Genomic DNA, 15,630 nt, shown 5'->3' with positions numbered 1-15,630 from the left:
CAGCACGCTGAACTTGGCGGTACCAGCCCGCTCCCCCACCCGGCCTCCCATCGGCAGCATCTTGTGGGAGGCCGGGTGGGGGAGCGGGCTGGTACCGCTTCGGCACAGCCGACGGGCGATGGAGGGCACCAATTTGAGCAGCAATTTGGCCGTGAGCGCCAAGGGGCTCGTCAAGCGCTTCGGCGATCGGCGCGCAGTGGACGGTGTCGGCATCGCGGTCCCCAAGGGGCTGATCTACGGCGTGCTGGGACCGAACGGCGCGGGCAAGACCACGACGCTGCGGATGCTGCTGGGCATCATCGAGCCCGACGAGGGCGAGCGGATGCTGCTCGGCCATGACGCGCCGCGCGACGCCAGCGACCAGGTGGGCTATCTGCCCGAGGAGCGCGGGCTCTATCCCAACATGAAGTGCCGCGAGGCGATCGCCTTCATGGGCGCGCTGCGCGGGCTGCCGTGGAGCACCGGACGCAAGCGCGCGGGCGAATTGCTCGAGGCGGCCGGGCTCGGCCATGCCGCTGACGACAAGATCCGCAAGCTCTCCAAGGGCATGGCGCAGCTCGTCCAGCTGCTCGGCTCGGTGGTCCACGAACCCGAATTGCTGGTGCTCGACGAGCCTTTCTCCGGGCTCGATCCGGTCAATCAGGAGCGGCTCGAGAAGCTGATTCGCGCCGAGCGCGACCGCGGCGCGACGATCCTGTTCTCGACGCACGTCATGGCGCATGCCGAGCGGCTGTGCGACCGGCTGTCGATCATCGCCGGCGGCGTGGTGAAGTTCGAGGGCACGGTGAACGAGGCGCGATCGCTGCTGCCGCTCAAGGCGCACTACACCCCGCATCATCATGCCGACACCGCCGGCGCGCTGCTCCCCGCCGACGCCGAGCGCGAGAATGGCAGCTGGCGCTTCACCGTGCCGCCCGAGGGCATCGAATCGCTGCTCGTCCGGCTGATCGACGCGGGCTATGGCATTTCGGGGCTGTCGATCGAGCGGCCCGGGCTGCACGACGCGTTCGTCAAGATCGTCGGCGCCGAAGCGCTGGAGCAGGCGGCATGAGCCGGTTCACCAAGGGCATGCGCCAGGCGCTCACCATCGCCCGTCGCGACCTCAAGGCGATGGTGATGACTCCCACTTTCCTGCTCTTCCTGCTGAGCCCGTTGCTGATGATCGGCTTTGGCGCGGTCGGCAGCATCAGCGCGACCAGCGCGATGCAGGGCGGCGAGGACCGCCAGCGGATGATCGCGATCGTACCGCCCGAACATGCCGGCGCGATCAAGGCGGCCGATGGCGAGCTGCGCAAGCTGTTCACGCAGCCGCGCCCGCCGCTGGTGATCGAGACGCCGCGCGGCGATGTCGAGACTCAGGCTCGGGCGCTGTTCGGCGGCGACCAAACCGAGGCCGTCGCGGTGCTCTATGGGCCGCTCGACAAGCCGCATGTCCTGCGCGCGCCGGGCACCGCCCCCGAGGCGAATTTCCTCGCCGCGGTGGCGCGGCAGGCCCATCGCGCCGAAAAGGCCGGGGTAGCGATCCCCGCCGCCGCGCCCGACATCGAAGTGATCGCCGCCGGCGACGCCAGCGCGAGCGGACGCGGCCAGGCCGCCTATTTCGCCGCGCTCGGCATCTTCTTCCTCACGCTGATGCTCTCGGGCCAGGCGGTGGGCGCGATGGCCGAGGAGCGTTCGAACAAGGTGATCGAAGTGCTCGCCGCGGCGGTGCCGCTCGAGAGCGTGTTCTTCGGCAAGCTGCTCGGCACCTTCGGATCGGCGCTGATCTTCATCATCTTCTGGGGCACGCTGTTCGCGCAATTGCCCAAGTTCGTCTCCGGGGATCTGGGCAACGCGATCGGATCGCTCAGCGCGGCGGTGGGGCCGGCATTCGCGCCGCTGTTCGTCCTCTATTTCGCCACGGCCTATCTGCTGCAGAGCGCCGTCTATCTCGGGCTCGGCTCGCAAATGGGATCGCAGCGCGAGATCCAGATGCTGTCGCTGCCGATCACGATCTTCCAGTTTGCGATGCTCGGCTGGGCCTCGTTCGCGGCGGGCCATCCCGGCAGCTGGCTGACGCTCGCCGCCGAAATCTTCCCATTCAGCTCGCCGCTGGCGATGGCCGCGCGCGCGGCGAACGCGCCCGAGCTGTGGCCGCATGCGCTGGCGCTCGCCTGGCAGGCCTTGTGGGTGGCGATCACCGTGACGGTGGCGGCGCGGCTGTTCCGCCGCGGGGTGCTCAAGTCGGGCAGTCCCAAGCGAAGCAAGCGCCCATCCGAGCGGCCGGCTGAACGTCACGCTATTGACACAGCTGTCAGTTAGGGTTCTCCTCTCCGCAAAGCAGGAGAGGCACTATGGCGACGCTGGCGACCGACCCGGTTCCCGAAAGCACCATCGATCCGTTCGATGTGAGCCGGCCCGAACTCTATCGCGACGATGTGTGGCAGGCGCCATTCCGCGAGCTGCGTGAAAAGGCCCCGGTCTATCGCTGCGAGAACAGCGCGTTCGGCCCCTATTGGTCGGTCTCGGCATACAAGCCGATCGTCCAGGTCGAATCGCTGCCCGATCTCTATTCGTCCGAAGCCGGGGGCATCACCATCGCCGACCTGAAGGAAGGCGACATCAAGATGCCGATGTTCATCGCGATGGACCGGCCCAAGCATACCGGCCAGCGGCGCACGGTGGCGCCGGCGTTCACCCCTTCCGAGATGGTGCGGATGAACGACAATATCCGCGCCCGCAGCGCCGAGATCCTCGATTCGCTGCCGGTGGGGAAGGAATTCGACTGGGTCGACACCGTCTCGATCGAGCTGACCACGCAGATGCTCGCGATCCTGTTCGACTTCCCATGGGAGGAGCGGCGGCTGCTGACCTATTGGTCCGACTGGGCGGGCGACATCGAGATCGCCAAGGATCCGGTGCGCAAGGAGGAGCGCCGCAACATCCTGTTCGAATGCGCCGCCTATTTCGGCAATCTGTGGCAGGGCAAGATCGGCAAGGCGCCGACCCCCGACCTGATCTCGATGATGATCCATTCGGACGCGATGAGCCACATGGACCAGATGGAGTTCCTCGGGAATCTGATCCTGCTGATCGTCGGCGGCAACGACACCACGCGCAACTCGATGAGCGCCTATGCCTGGGGGCTCGAGCAATTCCCCGACGAGCGCGCCAAGCTCGAGGCAGATCCCGGGCTGATCCCCAATGCCGTGCAGGAGATCATCCGCTGGCAGACGCCGCTCGCGCACATGCGCCGGACCGCGACGCAGGACAGCGAGCTGGAGGGCCAGCAGATCAGGGCGGGCGACAAGCTGGCGCTCTGGTATCTCTCGGCCAATCGCGACGAGAGCATCTTCCCCGATGCCGACAGGATCATCGTCGATCGCGAGAATGCCCGGCGGCATCTGGCGTTCGGGCACGGCATCCATCGCTGCGTCGGCGCGCGGCTGGCCGAGCTGCAGATCGGCATATTGCTCGAGGAAATGGCCAGGCGGCGGCTGCGGGTGAACGTGCTGCGCGAGCCCGAGCGCGTCGCGGCGTGCTTCGTCCATGGCTACAAGAAGATGCCGGTGGAGCTCAGCCTCTATTGAGCGCCTTTCGCGCTTGCGGGAAAACTCACGGATGCTAGACGCGCCCTTGTTGGGGAGTAGCTTTCGGCCCTGAGGCCGAGATCGCGTCAACACACTTGCGCCCCGGCGCATGGCGCGATCAGCGACCTAGTTCGCCTTGCGAGACCAGCGTGCATCGAACCCGCAACCGGCCGGGATCGATGACGCTGTCGCTCGCCCGGTGAAGGTTCGCAATGTCTCCTTTCGGTATCGTCGCCCTTTCGCTCAGCATGTCCGCGGACGCCTTTGCCGCGTCGATCGCGCGCGGCGCCGCGACGCGACCCAATTTCGCCGGCGCAGTGAAGGGCGCCCTGGTATTCGGCGTGGTCGAGGCGATCACGCCATTGCTGGGCTTTGCCGTCGGGCTGGTGACGTCGAGCTTCGTCGGCGCAGTGGATCACTGGATCGCCTTCCTCCTGCTCGGCGTGGTCGGCGGGCGGATGATCTGGGAAGCGTTGCGCCGCGAGGAGGAAGAGGACGCGCCCGGCATCGCGACGATCGGATGGCGCGCCGGGCTGGCGCTCGTCGCAACCGCGATCGGGACGAGCATCGATGCCGCCGCGGTGGGGATCTCGCTCGCGCTGATCGGCGAGAACATCCTGTTGATCGCGGCAGCGATCGGCTTCGCTACCTTCGTGATGACGACGATCGGGCTCAGCGTGGGGCGCATGGCCGGGGCGCGGCTGGGGCGCGCCGTCGAGATCGTCGGCGGCACCGTGCTGATCGCGATCGGCCTGGTGATCCTCTATGAGCATCTGACCGCGATCGCGTGATATTGCAGGCGCGCGGCACGCCCCCCACCTAGCGGAGATGCAGACCGATCGCCGCACGCTCCTCACCGTCGCCGCGCTCAGCGCCGTCACCGCCGCCTGTGGCGGCGCCCCGGCCGAGGCAGCGCAACGCTTTCCGTTCACGCTGAGCGATGCCGAATGGAAGAAGCGGTTGAACCCGGCCGCCTATCGCACATTGCGCCAGGGCGCGACCGAGTTTCCGGGGACGAGCCCGCTCAACCGCGAGCATCGCGCGGGAACCTTCGCCTGCGCGGGATGTGCGCTGCCGCTGTTCGCGTCGTCGACCAAGTTCGACAGCGGTACCGGCTGGCCGAGCTTCTGGCAGCCGCTGCCCGATGCGGTGGTGACCAAGAGCGATCGTTCGCTGGGGATGGCGCGCACCGAAGTGCTGTGCCGGCGTTGCGGCGGTCATCTCGGCCATGTCTTCGACGACGGGCCGCGGCCCACCGGCAAGCGCTATTGCATGAACGGCGTGGCGCTGAAGTTCACGCCGAAGGCCTAGCGTCGAGGCTTAGTTGGCGAGCGGCTGCACCCGCAGGTCGCTGAGGTCGAGATCGAGCGAGGCGACCAGCACCTTGTCGGTCTTCTTCGCGATCTGCAGCGCGGGGAGCATATCTTCCTCGGGCGCGCCATCGGCATAGATGAAGCCGTTGACCGGATAGCTCGAGGTACCGAGGCCGCCGATCGGGGCGAACCACACGCGAACCTCGCTCCAGTCGCCCGCCGCCGACACGTCGATCGCGCGGACATCGTGCTCGATGCCGCCGCGGCGCGACCAATTGGCATGGGTGAGCAGGACCTCGCGATCGCTGACGATCTGCGAGACCATCGCGACATGGCCGAACGGGTTGCGGGCGGTCTTCTTGAACGACATCACCGCGCCGACCTTCGGGGTCTCGCCGCGCTGATAGCGGCCGGCGGCCTGGTTCCACCAGGTCCAGGCGTCGCCATGGATCTTCACCGCCGAGATCTGACGGGCATAGGGCGCGCACTGCAGATAGGCGCTCTTCGCTTGCGCGGGCACCGCAGTCATCAGGGCGCAGACCGCCATCAGCGCGAAACGCGCTGCGAATACACGAAACTTCATGGACCCCCCGGTCAGGAATCAATCGGTTGAGAGTTGCTAACCTCAACATAGGACGGGGGTACAGCCCTGCGACCGGTCGATCCGACGAACCGTTGCGACGAGCCGATGGGTTGATGGAACAAGGGCAAAAAGCTCGGAAAACAGCGCTTTTGCGGCGCGCCAAAGGTTTACGCTTTGTTAAAATCCGAAGCCGGCCGCGCTGAATCGGGGGGCTGGGACCCGCGGGCGCCCTGCATTGTTGCGCAGACGCATCAGCGCTGAAGTTTTCCACAAGGGAAGATTCGATTCATCGCAGCATTGTTGCGCCGCAACACCTTTTGGATTCCTATAATGAACGGGAGCCAACGGCTGATTAAGCGGCGCGTTAACCATTCTGCCGCATGATCTCCGTCGGGGATTGAGTGGGGTGGGAGTCAAGGTGATGGCATCGAGAATGAAGCCGGCCGAGGGCGCGATGACGCTGGCCGAGATGAAGGAATTCGCGGGGTTCAGCGCATCGACGCAGCGCTATGTCCGCCGCGCGCTCGACATCGGGCTGGAGCGCGAGGACGCGCTCGAGCGCTGGTCGCGCGACGTGGTCGAGGCGGCGAGCATCCGCGCCCAGGCCCGCATGTACGAGCGCATCCCCGAGCTGCGCGCGCTGATGCCCGACGACAGCGACTTCGATTCGATCGAGCCGTTCATGGCGCCGCTGATCACCGTCTCGGCGTTCGATCTCGGCCAGGGCCGGCTGACCAGCTTCTCGGCCTATCGCTTCCTCTACGAGCGGCTGATCGGCGCCGAGGTGCGGCCGTGGCTGCCCGCCGCCTTCTGCGCGGCGGCGGCGCTGCCGCATCTGCATCCCGATCTGCGGCGCAAGCTGCTCCAGTCGATCAGCGAAGCGGCGGCGACCGCCTCGGGCTGGTCGGCCCGCCAGCCGGCCTTCTTCCCGCAATGGGTGGAAAAGGTCGACGCCGCGGCGCTGCCGCACTGAGCTTCGCGCGGGCCTGTCTCACCGGCAGGCCCGCCACCCCATCTCCCCGCGCCCGGCCTGATCGAGGTGCAGATGATCGCGGTGCGCCGCGTTGTAATCGGGCGACAGCACCGTCGAGAACAGCTTGCACGCCCCGGTGCGCACCTCGCGCAGGAACGCCGCTTTCGGCCCCCCGCCCGCCCAATCGCCCAGCACCGTGACGTGCGTCCCGTCCGACAGCCGGAAGCCGGCCACGTCGATCGCGTCGGCGGTGGCGTGCTCGCTCCAGTCGCCGGCGCTGCGGCCGTAGAGGCGGCGGCACGAATAGCTGCCGAGATGCTCGATCCGCTCGACCCTGGCGCCGAAATGTTTCTGCGCGGCGGGCTGGAGGATGTTCCACTCCCACATCGCCAGCCCCGCCGCGACCGGGCACGACACGCCGAGCCGGCCGGGGCTGAACTCGATCTGCTGGGTGCCGCCGGGGGCGAAGCGCAGCCCGTCGGCATAGCCGCATTTCTCGCCCGATTTGACCGTCGGCAGCATCGTGTAGCGCACCCCGGCCTGCTGGAGCAGCGCGCGGCATTCGGCGAAATTGTCGGTGAGCCCGGCGAGCTTGCGCCCGGTGAAGGCGCCGATCGGCTGGCCGAGATCGAGCCGGGTCCAGGGCAGGTCCTGCGGCCGATTGCGCACCGCTGCGTAGATCACGAAGAAGATCAGCAGCAGCACTGCGAAGACGATGATGGCGAGGAGCGCCTGGCGGAGCGTTCTCATGCGCGGATCGCCCGCGCGAGCGGCTCCGAAGTGACCGGATAGCCAAGATCGTCGGGGATGCAGAGATGCTGGCCGTCGTCGCGCGTCTCGATCCACGGCGTGATCGTGCGCACCGGATGCGCGCGGGCGTCGGACACGGCATCGGCGAAGCCGGCGAACAAGGCGAGCCGCTCGAGGTTGCGGCGGGTCGGGAAGATGATCGTCACCTCGCCGCGATCGGCCGAATCGAGCACCGCGCGCGCCGAGGCCCAGAACACCCGGACATTCTCGTTGCCGTCGACCACCGGCTCGGCATCGTGCGGCGCGCGAGCGAGATAGAAGCGCGTGTCGAACACCTTGTGATGCACACCGGCGGGCAGCCAGCGTGCGAAGGGGTGCAGCGCTTCCAGCGCCAGCGCGCCGCCCGCTTCGTCGAGCAGCGCGGCCATCGCCTCACCGGCATAGAGCCTGGCGCGGAGGTCCGGGATCGCATCGGCGGGCAGCGTCACGCCGACCGCCACCCCCGCCTCTTCGAGCGTCTCGCGCACCGCGGCGATCCGCGCGGCGAGATCCTCGGGATCGCCTTGCAGCGTCGCCGCCAGCGCATGATCGCCGGGATCGACCCGGCCGCCGGGAAAGACCAACGCGCCGCCCGCGAACGACATCGCCCGCGCGCGCTCGACCATCAGCAATTCGGGCGGGCCATCGGCGGCCTCGCGCATCACGATCACGGTCGCCGCGGGAATGGCCTCGGGTTCGGACATGGACCCGATCTAGGGGCGGCGCGATGCCAATGAAAGCTCCTCCCTCGCGTCAGCGGGGGAGGTGGCATGCGCAGCGTGACGGAGGGGGCATTTCCGCACGCGGGTCGCTCGTGGAGAGGCCCCCTCCGTCGCCTTCGGCGCCACCTCCCCCGCTTCGCGAGGGAGGATTTGGAAAATTACCAGCCCGGGGTCTTCAGCCGGACGCGGACGAGCATGTCGCTCGAGGTGACGAACAGCGTCTTGCCGTCCTCGCCGAACGCGCAATTGGCGGCCGCCTTGCCGGTGGCGATCAGGCCGAGCGCCTTGCCTTCGGGCGAGAGGACGTAGATGCCGCCCGGGCCGCTGGCGAAGAGGCGGCCGGCCTTGTCGACCTTGAGCCCATCGGGGAGGCCGGGGAGCTTGCGCGACAGGGGCTCGCTGAAATCGTGGAAGACCGTGGGCTTGGCGCGCGGCATGCCGGCGTCGTCGAGCGGATAGGCGAGGATGTGCGGCCGTGCCTCGTCCGACATCGCGACGTAGAGCGTGGTCTTTTTCGGGCAGAGGCCGATGCCGTTGGGGCGCTTGAGCGTATCGTCGATCACCCGGATCGTGCCGTCGGCGGTGCGCAGGAACACGCCGTTGAAAGGAAGCTCCTTGAGCGGCGAGGCGTCGCCCTCGGCGAGGCCATAAGGCGGATCGGTGAAATAGAGCGCCCCACCCTTGCCGACGACCACGTCGTTGCAGCTGTTGAAGCGCTTGCCCTGATAGCGATCGGCGAGGATCGTCCGCCGCCGCGTCGCGAGATCGACCGCGGTGATCGCGCGGGTGCCCGAATCGGCGATGATCAGCCGGCCGGCGGCGTCGACCGCCATGCCGTTCGATCCCGCCTCGCGAATCCCGGCCGGGATCGGCCCGACCAGCCCCGACGGATCGAGGAACGGCGCGATCGGCGCGCCCTGCTTCCAGCGATGGGCGATGTTGGCGGGGACGTCGGAGAAGAGCAGGAAGCCGCCCTTCTTCACCCAGACCGGGCCTTCGGCCCATTTGAAGCCGGTGCCGAGCACCTCGATCGGCGTGCCGACGTCGACTACCGCGTCGAGCGCGGGATCGAAGCGGGTGATGCCGCCGACGGTCTCGGCCCGGGCGAGCGTGGGAACGAGGGGAAGGGCTGCCATGCCGGCGAGCGCGGCGCGGCGGGTGATCGCGTGAGTCATGCTGCTCCCTATACGAACGGCCAGATCAACAGTGCTATGCCGAAGCTGGTGAGGCCGGCAATGGTGGCGCCGATCGTCCAGCTGCGAAAGGTCTGGGCTTCGGTGAGGCCGAGATATTGCTTCACCAGCCAGAAGCCGGTGTCGTTGACATGGGATGCGATCGTCGCGCCGCCGCCGATCGCGATGGTGACCAATGCGATCCGGCTGGGGCTGAGCCCCGCCGCGGTGATCAGCGGCCCGGCAAGCCCCGCGGCGGTGACCATCGCGACGGTGGCCGAACCCTGTGCGATGCGGACGAACGCGGCGAGCAGGAAGGCGAAGACCGGCACCGAGACCTGCGCGGCGGTGACCAAAGCGGTGATCTGCTGGCCCGCGCCCGATTCGATGAGCACTTCCTTATAGGCCGCGCCCGCGCCGATGATCAGCACCATCAGGCCGGCGGGTTCGAGCGCGCGGGTCATGATGCTCGACAACACCGGCCAGGACGCGCCTTCGCGCACCCGCAGCCAGAAGGTGACCGACAAGGCAGCGAGCATCAGCGCGGTGAAGGGGTGGCCGAGGAAGAGCAGGAAGGTCTTCGCCGGCCCCGCCGCCATCGCCTGCCCCGCCACCGCGGCGATCAGGATCAGCGCGAGCGGGAAGAGCATCGCGAGCAAGGCGGGAAGGAAGCCGATCGGCCTCGTCTGCGGCGCGCCTTCGTCGAGCATCGGCGGCGGCGCCTGATCGCCGAAGCCGGGTGCGCCGTGGAAGGCCTTGGCGAAGATCGGCCCGGCGAGCAGCGCCGAAGGAATGCCGCAGATCAGCCCGTAAAAGGCGAGCAGCCCGTAATCGGTGTGGATCAGCTCGGCGACCGCGACCGGCCCCGGATGCGGCGGGAGCAGCGCGTGCATCGTCATCAGACCCGCGAGCAACGGCAGCGCGAAATAGGTCACGCGACGCTCGGCGCGGATCGCCAGGGTGGCGAGCAAGGGTGCGAGGATGATGAAGGCGACGTCGAAGAACAGCGGCACGCCGACGACGATACCGACTGCGGTGAGCGCCCAGGGGACGCGCTTCTCGCCGAACCAGTCGAGCAGGCGGTGCGCGATCGCATTGACGCCGCCGCTTGCCTCGAGCAGCCCGCCGAGCACCGCGCCGAGGCCGATCACCACCGCGACGAAGCCGAGCGCCTCGCCGGTGCCCTTGCGGATCGCGGCGATCACCGACTGGGGCTCACCGCCAAAGGCGAGACCCGTGACCAGAGCGACCAAGAGCAGCACGAGAAAGGGCTGCAGCTTGAAGCGGAGCACGAGGACGATGACGGCGGCGATGCTCGCGGCGACGATCGCCAGCGTGTGCCAGGGTTCGACCATCACGCGGCGGTCATCCGCACTGCCTTGCCTTCGCGCGCGGAGCGATAAATCGCCTCGATCAGCCGCATGTCGCGCAAGCCCTCCTCGCCCGAGACGATCGGCTCGCGGCCGTTCATGGCGCATTCCGCGAGGTGATCGAGCTGCGCCACGAACTGGTTTTTGGGCGGAGCCGGCAGCGTGACCTGCTCGGTCTTGCCGCCCTTGCGCGTCCACATCTGATGGCCGTCATAGCCGGTGGCGGGCTCCATCCCGACCCAGCCATCGGTGCCGACCACCCGCCAGGCATTGTGATTCGAGCTGTAGCTCGACACGCAGCTGGCCAGCGCGCCGGACGGGAAGCGCATCTGCCAGTCGATCTGGTCCTCGACATTGCGGAAGCGCGGATCCTTGCGGTCGGTCGATTCCATCGCGCTGACTTCGATCGGCTCTTCGCCCGCGAGATAGCGCGCGGCATTGAGGCTGTAGATACCGATGTCCATCATCGAGCCGCCGCCCGACAGCGGGCGATCGAGCCGCCACTGATTGGGCTGGGCATTGAAGCCGTGTTCGGAAGTGATCACTCGGGGGCGGCCGACAAAGCCGCTCTTCACCAGCTCGATGCCGCGCAGATTGTACGGCTCGAAATGGCAGCGATAGCCGATCATCAGCTTCTTGCCGGCCTTTTTCGCCGCGGCGATCATCACCTCGCATTCGGCCGCGGAGACGGCCATCGGCTTCTCGCACAGCACATGCTTGCCCGCCTGGCTGGCGCGGATCGAATATTCGGCATGCATCGAATTGGGCAGCACGACATAGACGAGGTCGATATCGGGATTGTCGCGGATGCTGTCGTAATTGGCGTAGCTGTAGCGATGGGTTTTCGGGATGCCATATTCGGCGCCGTAGCGCTCGAGCTTCTCGGGCGTGCCGCTGACCAAAGCGGCGAGCTTCGCGAACTCGCAATCCTTGAGCCGCGGCATGATCTGGCGTGTCGCGTAACTGCCGAGCCCGACGATCGCATAGCCGAGCTTGCGCTTCGGCGGCTCCTGCGCCCAGCCACACGCCGGCAGCGTCGCCGCCAGCAGCGCGACGCCCGAACCGGTCAGCACCTCGCGGCGGCTTTGCCTGTTCCCCATCATCCTCTCCTCTCACGCAAGGCTAGCCCGATCGTTCGCCCACGTCTCGTGTGGGAATCGCCCTGCCGCCGCGCAGGCGTTAGCGCTATCATGCCGGTCGAGGGGGGCGAAAGACTCTCGTAGTCGTATATCGGGAGAGGAAGTTTGGCAGACCGTCTCAGCCGCCGCGAGAGCCTGGGCCTGATGCTGGCGCTCGCCACCGGCGCATGCAGCGGGGGTGGCGACGGTGGCGGCTCGATCGTGACCCCGCCGCAGAGCCCGGCACCCACGCCCACGCCTACGCCAACGCCGCCGCCGGTGAGCGCCGCCGACATCCGGGGCGCGGCCGCCACCAAAGGCATCCGCTTCGGATCGGCGGTGGCGTGGGCGGCGGCGGGCGCCGATGCGGGATCGTTCGCCAATCCGGCCTATGCCGCGCTGCTCGAGCACGATTGCGCGATCCTCGTTCCCGAGAACGAGCTCAAATGGCAGTCGATCCGGCCGGACGCGGCGCGCTTCGACTTCACCCGGTTCGACGCGATCCTCGCCTATGCCGAGGCCAAGGGCATGGCGATGCGCGGGCACACTCTGCTCTGGCACCAGCGGCGCTGGATGCCCGGCTGGGCCGAGAGCCACGACTATGGCGCCGGCACCGCCGAGGCGACGCGCATCCTGACCGAGCATATCCAGACGGTGTGCCGCCGCTATGGCGCGCGGATCACGAGCTACGACGTGGTCAACGAGGCCGTCGATCCGGCGAGCGGCGCTCTCTACGAGACCGCGCTCAGCCAGGCGCTGGGCGGTGCGCAGGCGACGCTCGACCTCGCTTTCCGCACCGCGCGCGCCGAGGCGCCGGGCGCGCAGCTCGTCTACAACGACTATATGGGCTGGGAGGGCGGCGCGACGCACCGCGCGGGCGTGCTCGCGCTGCTGCGCGGGTTTCGCGACCGCGGCGTGCCGGTCGACGCGCTCGGCATCCAGAGCCATATCGGCATCTATTCGGCCACTCCGATCGCGACGCTGGTGGCGAACCAGAGCCCGGCATGGCGCGCGTTCCTCGATGAGGTGACCGGTCTCGGCTACAAATTGGTGATCAGCGAGCTCGACGTGCGCGACACCGGCCTGCCGGCGGACGTCGCGACGCGCGACCAGGCCGTGGCCGAGTATGCGCGCGGCTATCTCGACCTGATGCTGGGCTATCCGCAGCTCCGCGACGTGCTCGTCTGGGGGATGAGCGACAAATATAGCTGGCTGCAGAGCTTCGAGCCGCGCGCCGACGGCCAGCTGCGCCGCGCCTGCCCCTATGACGCGGCGCTCCAGCCCAAGCCGATGCAGAATGCCATCCACGCCGCGATCGCCGCGGCATCGGCGCGCCAGGGTCCGTACTCGCTAGCCACAACGGCCGGGATCATTGCGGGTAGCGAGTACGGACCCTAGACCGGCAGGCTCACCGTCGCGACCAGCCCGCCGCCGGCACGATTGGCGAGCTCGACATCGCCGCCATGCGCGCGCGCCACCGCGCGGGCGCTCGGCAGCCCGAGCCCGACGCCCCCGGTATCGCGATTGCGCGAGCGTTCGCCGCGGAAAAAGGGCTCGAAGACATGCTCGAGGTCCTCGGGCGGGATCCCGGGGCCACGGTCGCGCACCTCGAGCACCGCGTGCCCGTCGATCCGCTCGAGCGACAGATCGGCGCTGCCGGCATATTTGACGGCGTTGGTGATCAGATTGGTGACGAGCGCCTTGATCGCCGCGGGATTGCCGTCGAACACCACCGGATCGCCCGGCGCGAAGGTCACCGCCTCGCCGCGATCGGCGAGATCGTCGACCACCGTCTCGGTGAGCGAGCGCAGGTCGAGCGGCCGCCGCACCGGCTTCTGGTTGGTCTCGCGGACATAGGCGAGCGCGGTCGAGACCAGCCCCTGCATGTCGCGGATATCGCCTTCGCATGCCTGGCGGAGCGAATCGGGGGCCGCCTCGAGCCGCAGCGCCAGCCGCATCAGCGGCGTGCGCAGATCATGCGCGACGGCGCTGATCACCGTGGTGCGATCATCGACATAGCGATTGAGCCGGGCCTGCATCGTGTTGAACGCGGCCGCCGCCTCGGCGATCTCGGCCGGCCCCTCGAGCTCGAGCGGCGGCGCGCGCGGATCGCGGCCGAGCCGCTCGGCGGCGCCGGCGAAGGCGCGGATCGGCTTGGCGAAGCGATGCGCCAGCGCCCAGGCGAAGGGCGCCACCGCGATCGCCGAGATGATCAGCCAGAGCAGCACGAACCAGCGCCAAGGCTCGAACCCGGCAATCGGCTCGACGCGCAGCCATCGCCCATCGGGCTGGCGCCACGCCGCCGAGAAATCGCCGATGACGATGACGTCGCGCGCCACCGCCGGCGTGATCGCCGGCGGCCGCGGCACCGCCGAGCGCTGGAAGACGCGCTCGCGCTGGAGGAAGGGCGGCGGAAAGCTGACCCGCACCGCATCGGCCGAGGTGCCGAGCGCGGTGGCGAGCGCCGCCTCGATCCGCTCCCCGCGCGGATTCCACCCGGCCGGGCGCACCGCCGCGACTCGCTCGACCGCGAGATCGCCCATGGGATCGCGGCCCTGCTCCATCGCATGGGCGATCTGGCCGATGGTGTAGAGCTTGGCCGAGGGCGTCTGGACCGCGACGAGCAGCGTGAGGTTCATCAGCTGGACCACCGCGACGCAGACCAGCATGAGCAGGAAGATGCGCAGGAACAGCGGCGAACGCGCCGCGCCCCTGATTGCCTTCATGCGCGAACGACTCGGGGCACGAACAGATAGCCTTCGTTGCGCACGGTGCGGATGATCTCGTCGCCGCCGGCGCGCAGCTTGCGACGCAGACGGCTGACCTGGACGTCGATCGCGCGATCATAGGCGTCGCTGTCGGGGCCGCGGGCGGCCTGGAGCAGCGCCTCGCGCGAGAGCACGCGCCGCGGACGCTCGATGAACACGCGCAGCACCGCGAACTCGCCATCGGTGAGCCCGACCAGCACGCCCTCGGGATCGAACAGCTCGTGGCTGCCGAGATCGATGCGCCATCCGTCGAACGCGTAGACCTCGCTCGCGGGCGCGACATGGCTGCCGCGCTTGCGCAGCGCGGCGCGCACCGTGGCGAGGATCTCGCGCGGGCTGCATGGCTTGGGCAGATAATGGCTGGCGCCGACCTCGAGTCCGAGGATCCGATCCTGCTCCTCGCCGAGCGCGCTGAGCAGGATGACTTCGGGCCCGTCGCTACGCGCGAGTCGGCGGCAGGCGGAAAGACCGTCCTCGCCGGGCATCATCACGTCGAGGATCACGCAATCGACCGCGGTGCGCGACAGCACTTCGTCCATGCCGCGCGTGTCTGCGGCGGTCTCGACCTTGAACCCGCGCGCGCCGAGGCTGTTGGCGAGCAGGTGGCGAATATCGCGATCGTCGTCGACGACGAGGAGCGTGGCGGAATCGGTCTGGGGTTGCGATGCAGCGTACATGGAGGTCCTGATACAGGAAATGTGTCTGAATTGCTGCCCTAATTTTTCTTTGGGGCCAAATGCAGCAGCGGCATGGCGCACCGGCAACGGGCCCCGCCATCGCTGGCGGAGCCCGTCATCATCTTAGGATTGAGAACGCTTATCGGCCACGGCGACCGTTGCGATCATGCTTCTCGACCTGGATCCGCGCCGAGAGCGCATCGAAGCGGCGATCGAGGTCGCGACGCTCGGCGAGGGTCAGACCCGGACGGCTGGCGCGATAGCGGGCCTCGAGACGATTGAGGTCGCGGAACTGCGCCCGCAGCCGGGTCGCTTCCGCGCGGCTGAGCGCACCCGAGCGGATGCCCTGATTGATCCGGGCCTCGAGCCGCGCCTGACGCGCGTTGATGTTCTGCCAGCCGGCCTGGTAGCTGGCGGCGAGCGGCGCCGGCGCGGCGAAGGCGCTGGCCGGAACAGCCGCGGCGGCAATGCCGAGGCCGGCAAGAACGAGCGAGAACTTCTTCATGTTACTCTCCTTTTGCAACAGGACCGCGGCTGCGGTCGAAGGGCGTTATGAAACGCCCGTGTCGCGGGAGT

At 68.4% G+C, this 15,630-nt stretch carries 16 protein-coding genes and 1 riboswitch; of the genes, 7 read left to right on the top strand and 9 right to left on the bottom strand.

Annotation, left to right across the window (positions count from 1 at the left end; genetic code table 11):
- The first annotated feature begins 118 nt into the window (after positions 1 to 118).
- From E5A74_RS15875 to msrB, 5 genes are all read left to right on the top strand, one after another.
- Positions 119 to 1,051 (top strand): ABC transporter ATP-binding protein, encoded by a 933-nt coding sequence (locus E5A74_RS15875; RefSeq protein WP_135986603.1) that lies wholly within the window; start codon positions 119 to 121, stop codon positions 1,049 to 1,051.
- Positions 1,048 to 2,301 carry an ABC transporter permease gene (locus tag E5A74_RS15870; protein ID WP_135986602.1) on the top strand — a complete coding sequence of 418 codons (1,254 nt, stop codon included), beginning with the start codon at positions 1,048 to 1,050 and terminating at the stop codon, positions 2,299 to 2,301. The genes E5A74_RS15875 and E5A74_RS15870 overlap by 4 nt, the downstream gene beginning before the upstream one ends.
- Positions 2,302 to 2,333: 32 nt before the next feature.
- The gene (locus tag E5A74_RS15865; RefSeq protein WP_135986601.1) at positions 2,334 to 3,569 is read left to right on the top strand and encodes a cytochrome P450; all 1,236 of its coding nucleotides are present in this window, start codon (positions 2,334 to 2,336) and stop codon (positions 3,567 to 3,569) included.
- A gap of 44 nt (positions 3,570 to 3,613) precedes the next feature.
- Positions 3,614 to 3,763, top strand: a riboswitch (yybP-ykoY riboswitch).
- 54 nt (positions 3,764 to 3,817) lie between these two features.
- Positions 3,818 to 4,360, top strand: coding sequence for a manganese efflux pump MntP (locus tag E5A74_RS15860; protein ID WP_240699846.1), 543 nt, complete (start codon positions 3,818 to 3,820; stop codon positions 4,358 to 4,360).
- Positions 4,361 to 4,397: 37 nt separating this feature from the next.
- The gene (msrB, locus tag E5A74_RS15855) at positions 4,398 to 4,880 is read left to right on the top strand and encodes a peptide-methionine (R)-S-oxide reductase MsrB (protein ID WP_135986599.1); all 483 of its coding nucleotides are present in this window, start codon (positions 4,398 to 4,400) and stop codon (positions 4,878 to 4,880) included.
- Between the two features lie 9 nt (positions 4,881 to 4,889).
- On the opposite strand, the gene E5A74_RS15850 is transcribed toward msrB, so the two are convergent.
- On the bottom strand, positions 4,890 to 5,465 hold the full coding sequence (locus tag E5A74_RS15850; RefSeq protein WP_135986598.1) for a CHAP domain-containing protein: 576 nt from the start codon (positions 5,463 to 5,465) through the stop codon (positions 4,890 to 4,892).
- A 421-nt stretch (positions 5,466 to 5,886) separates the two neighbouring features.
- Between E5A74_RS15850 and E5A74_RS15845 the strand changes: the two genes are divergently transcribed.
- Positions 5,887 to 6,438: a hypothetical protein gene (locus E5A74_RS15845; protein ID WP_135986597.1), complete on the top strand. Its 552-nt coding sequence runs from the start codon at positions 5,887 to 5,889 to the stop codon at positions 6,436 to 6,438.
- Positions 6,439 to 6,456: 18 nt separating this feature from the next.
- On the opposite strand, the gene E5A74_RS15840 is transcribed toward E5A74_RS15845, so the two are convergent.
- The 5 genes from E5A74_RS15840 to E5A74_RS15820 form a co-directional block, all read right to left on the bottom strand.
- Positions 6,457 to 7,188, bottom strand: coding sequence for an extensin-like domain-containing protein (locus E5A74_RS15840; RefSeq protein WP_135986596.1), 732 nt, complete (start codon positions 7,186 to 7,188; stop codon positions 6,457 to 6,459).
- The gene (locus E5A74_RS15835; protein ID WP_135986595.1) at positions 7,185 to 7,931 is read right to left on the bottom strand and encodes an NUDIX hydrolase; all 747 of its coding nucleotides are present in this window, start codon (positions 7,929 to 7,931) and stop codon (positions 7,185 to 7,187) included. The genes E5A74_RS15840 and E5A74_RS15835 overlap by 4 nt, the downstream gene beginning before the upstream one ends.
- A gap of 176 nt (positions 7,932 to 8,107) precedes the next feature.
- The gene (locus E5A74_RS15830) at positions 8,108 to 9,124 is read right to left on the bottom strand and encodes an SMP-30/gluconolactonase/LRE family protein (RefSeq protein ID WP_135986594.1); all 1,017 of its coding nucleotides are present in this window, start codon (positions 9,122 to 9,124) and stop codon (positions 8,108 to 8,110) included.
- Positions 9,125 to 9,132: 8 nt separating this feature from the next.
- A complete protein-coding gene (locus E5A74_RS15825; protein ID WP_135986718.1) occupies positions 9,133 to 10,476 on the bottom strand; it encodes a GntP family permease in 1,344 nt (447 codons plus the stop codon).
- Positions 10,476 to 11,591, bottom strand: coding sequence for a Gfo/Idh/MocA family protein (locus tag E5A74_RS15820; protein ID WP_135986593.1), 1,116 nt, complete (start codon positions 11,589 to 11,591; stop codon positions 10,476 to 10,478). The genes E5A74_RS15825 and E5A74_RS15820 overlap by 1 nt, the downstream gene beginning before the upstream one ends.
- 144 nt (positions 11,592 to 11,735) lie before the next feature.
- Between E5A74_RS15820 and E5A74_RS15815 the strand changes: the two genes are divergently transcribed.
- Positions 11,736 to 13,007: an endo-1,4-beta-xylanase gene (locus tag E5A74_RS15815; protein ID WP_240699845.1), complete on the top strand. Its 1,272-nt coding sequence runs from the start codon at positions 11,736 to 11,738 to the stop codon at positions 13,005 to 13,007.
- Here E5A74_RS15815 and E5A74_RS15810 read toward each other — a convergent pair.
- The 3 genes from E5A74_RS15810 to E5A74_RS15800 all read right to left on the bottom strand — a co-directional run bounded on the left by E5A74_RS15810 (position 13,004) and on the right by E5A74_RS15800 (position 15,559).
- The gene (locus tag E5A74_RS15810) at positions 13,004 to 14,335 is read right to left on the bottom strand and encodes a sensor histidine kinase (protein ID WP_135986592.1); all 1,332 of its coding nucleotides are present in this window, start codon (positions 14,333 to 14,335) and stop codon (positions 13,004 to 13,006) included. The two genes, E5A74_RS15815 and E5A74_RS15810, sit on opposite strands and share 4 nt — an antisense overlap.
- Positions 14,332 to 15,054, bottom strand: a complete 723-nt coding sequence (locus E5A74_RS15805; RefSeq protein ID WP_135986591.1) for a response regulator — start codon at positions 15,052 to 15,054, stop codon at positions 14,332 to 14,334. Before E5A74_RS15805 ends, E5A74_RS15810 begins: the two co-directional genes overlap by 4 nt.
- A gap of 139 nt (positions 15,055 to 15,193) precedes the next feature.
- Positions 15,194 to 15,559: a hypothetical protein gene (locus E5A74_RS15800; protein WP_135986590.1), complete on the bottom strand. Its 366-nt coding sequence runs from the start codon at positions 15,557 to 15,559 to the stop codon at positions 15,194 to 15,196.
- Positions 15,560 to 15,630 lie beyond the last annotated feature (71 nt).

Source organism: Sphingomonas naasensis, assembly GCF_004792695.1.
Taxonomy (GTDB): domain Bacteria; phylum Pseudomonadota; class Alphaproteobacteria; order Sphingomonadales; family Sphingomonadaceae; genus Sphingomonas; species Sphingomonas naasensis.
The sequence above is the reverse complement of the archived record's forward strand: the minus strand, read 5'-3'. Positions and strand labels throughout refer to the sequence as shown.

Excerpts from the sequence above, each read along its gene's own strand:
- E5A74_RS15875 (WP_135986603.1), top strand. The coding sequence starts at position 119 with ATGGAGGGCACCAATTTGAGCAGCAATTTGGCCGTGAGCGCCAAGGGG.
- E5A74_RS15860 (WP_240699846.1), top strand. The coding sequence starts at position 3,818 with ATGTCCGCGGACGCCTTTGCCGCGTCGATCGCGCGCGGCGCCGCGACG.
- E5A74_RS15870 (WP_135986602.1), top strand. The coding sequence starts at position 1,048 with ATGAGCCGGTTCACCAAGGGCATGCGCCAGGCGCTCACCATCGCCCGT.
- E5A74_RS15835 (WP_135986595.1), bottom strand. The coding sequence starts at position 7,931 with ATGTCCGAACCCGAGGCCATTCCCGCGGCGACCGTGATCGTGATGCGC.
- E5A74_RS15840 (WP_135986596.1), bottom strand. The coding sequence starts at position 7,188 with ATGAGAACGCTCCGCCAGGCGCTCCTCGCCATCATCGTCTTCGCAGTG.
- msrB (WP_135986599.1), top strand. The coding sequence starts at position 4,398 with ATGCAGACCGATCGCCGCACGCTCCTCACCGTCGCCGCGCTCAGCGCC.
- E5A74_RS15845 (WP_135986597.1), top strand. The coding sequence starts at position 5,887 with ATGGCATCGAGAATGAAGCCGGCCGAGGGCGCGATGACGCTGGCCGAG.
- E5A74_RS15800 (WP_135986590.1), bottom strand. The coding sequence starts at position 15,559 with ATGAAGAAGTTCTCGCTCGTTCTTGCCGGCCTCGGCATTGCCGCCGCG.
- E5A74_RS15825 (WP_135986718.1), bottom strand. The coding sequence starts at position 10,476 with ATGGTCGAACCCTGGCACACGCTGGCGATCGTCGCCGCGAGCATCGCC.
- E5A74_RS15810 (WP_135986592.1), bottom strand. The coding sequence starts at position 14,335 with ATGAAGGCAATCAGGGGCGCGGCGCGTTCGCCGCTGTTCCTGCGCATC.
- E5A74_RS15805 (WP_135986591.1), bottom strand. The coding sequence starts at position 15,054 with ATGTACGCTGCATCGCAACCCCAGACCGATTCCGCCACGCTCCTCGTC.
- E5A74_RS15850 (WP_135986598.1), bottom strand. The coding sequence starts at position 5,465 with ATGAAGTTTCGTGTATTCGCAGCGCGTTTCGCGCTGATGGCGGTCTGC.
- E5A74_RS15830 (WP_135986594.1), bottom strand. The coding sequence starts at position 9,124 with ATGACTCACGCGATCACCCGCCGCGCCGCGCTCGCCGGCATGGCAGCC.
- E5A74_RS15865 (WP_135986601.1), top strand. The coding sequence starts at position 2,334 with ATGGCGACGCTGGCGACCGACCCGGTTCCCGAAAGCACCATCGATCCG.
- E5A74_RS15820 (WP_135986593.1), bottom strand. The coding sequence starts at position 11,591 with ATGGGGAACAGGCAAAGCCGCCGCGAGGTGCTGACCGGTTCGGGCGTC.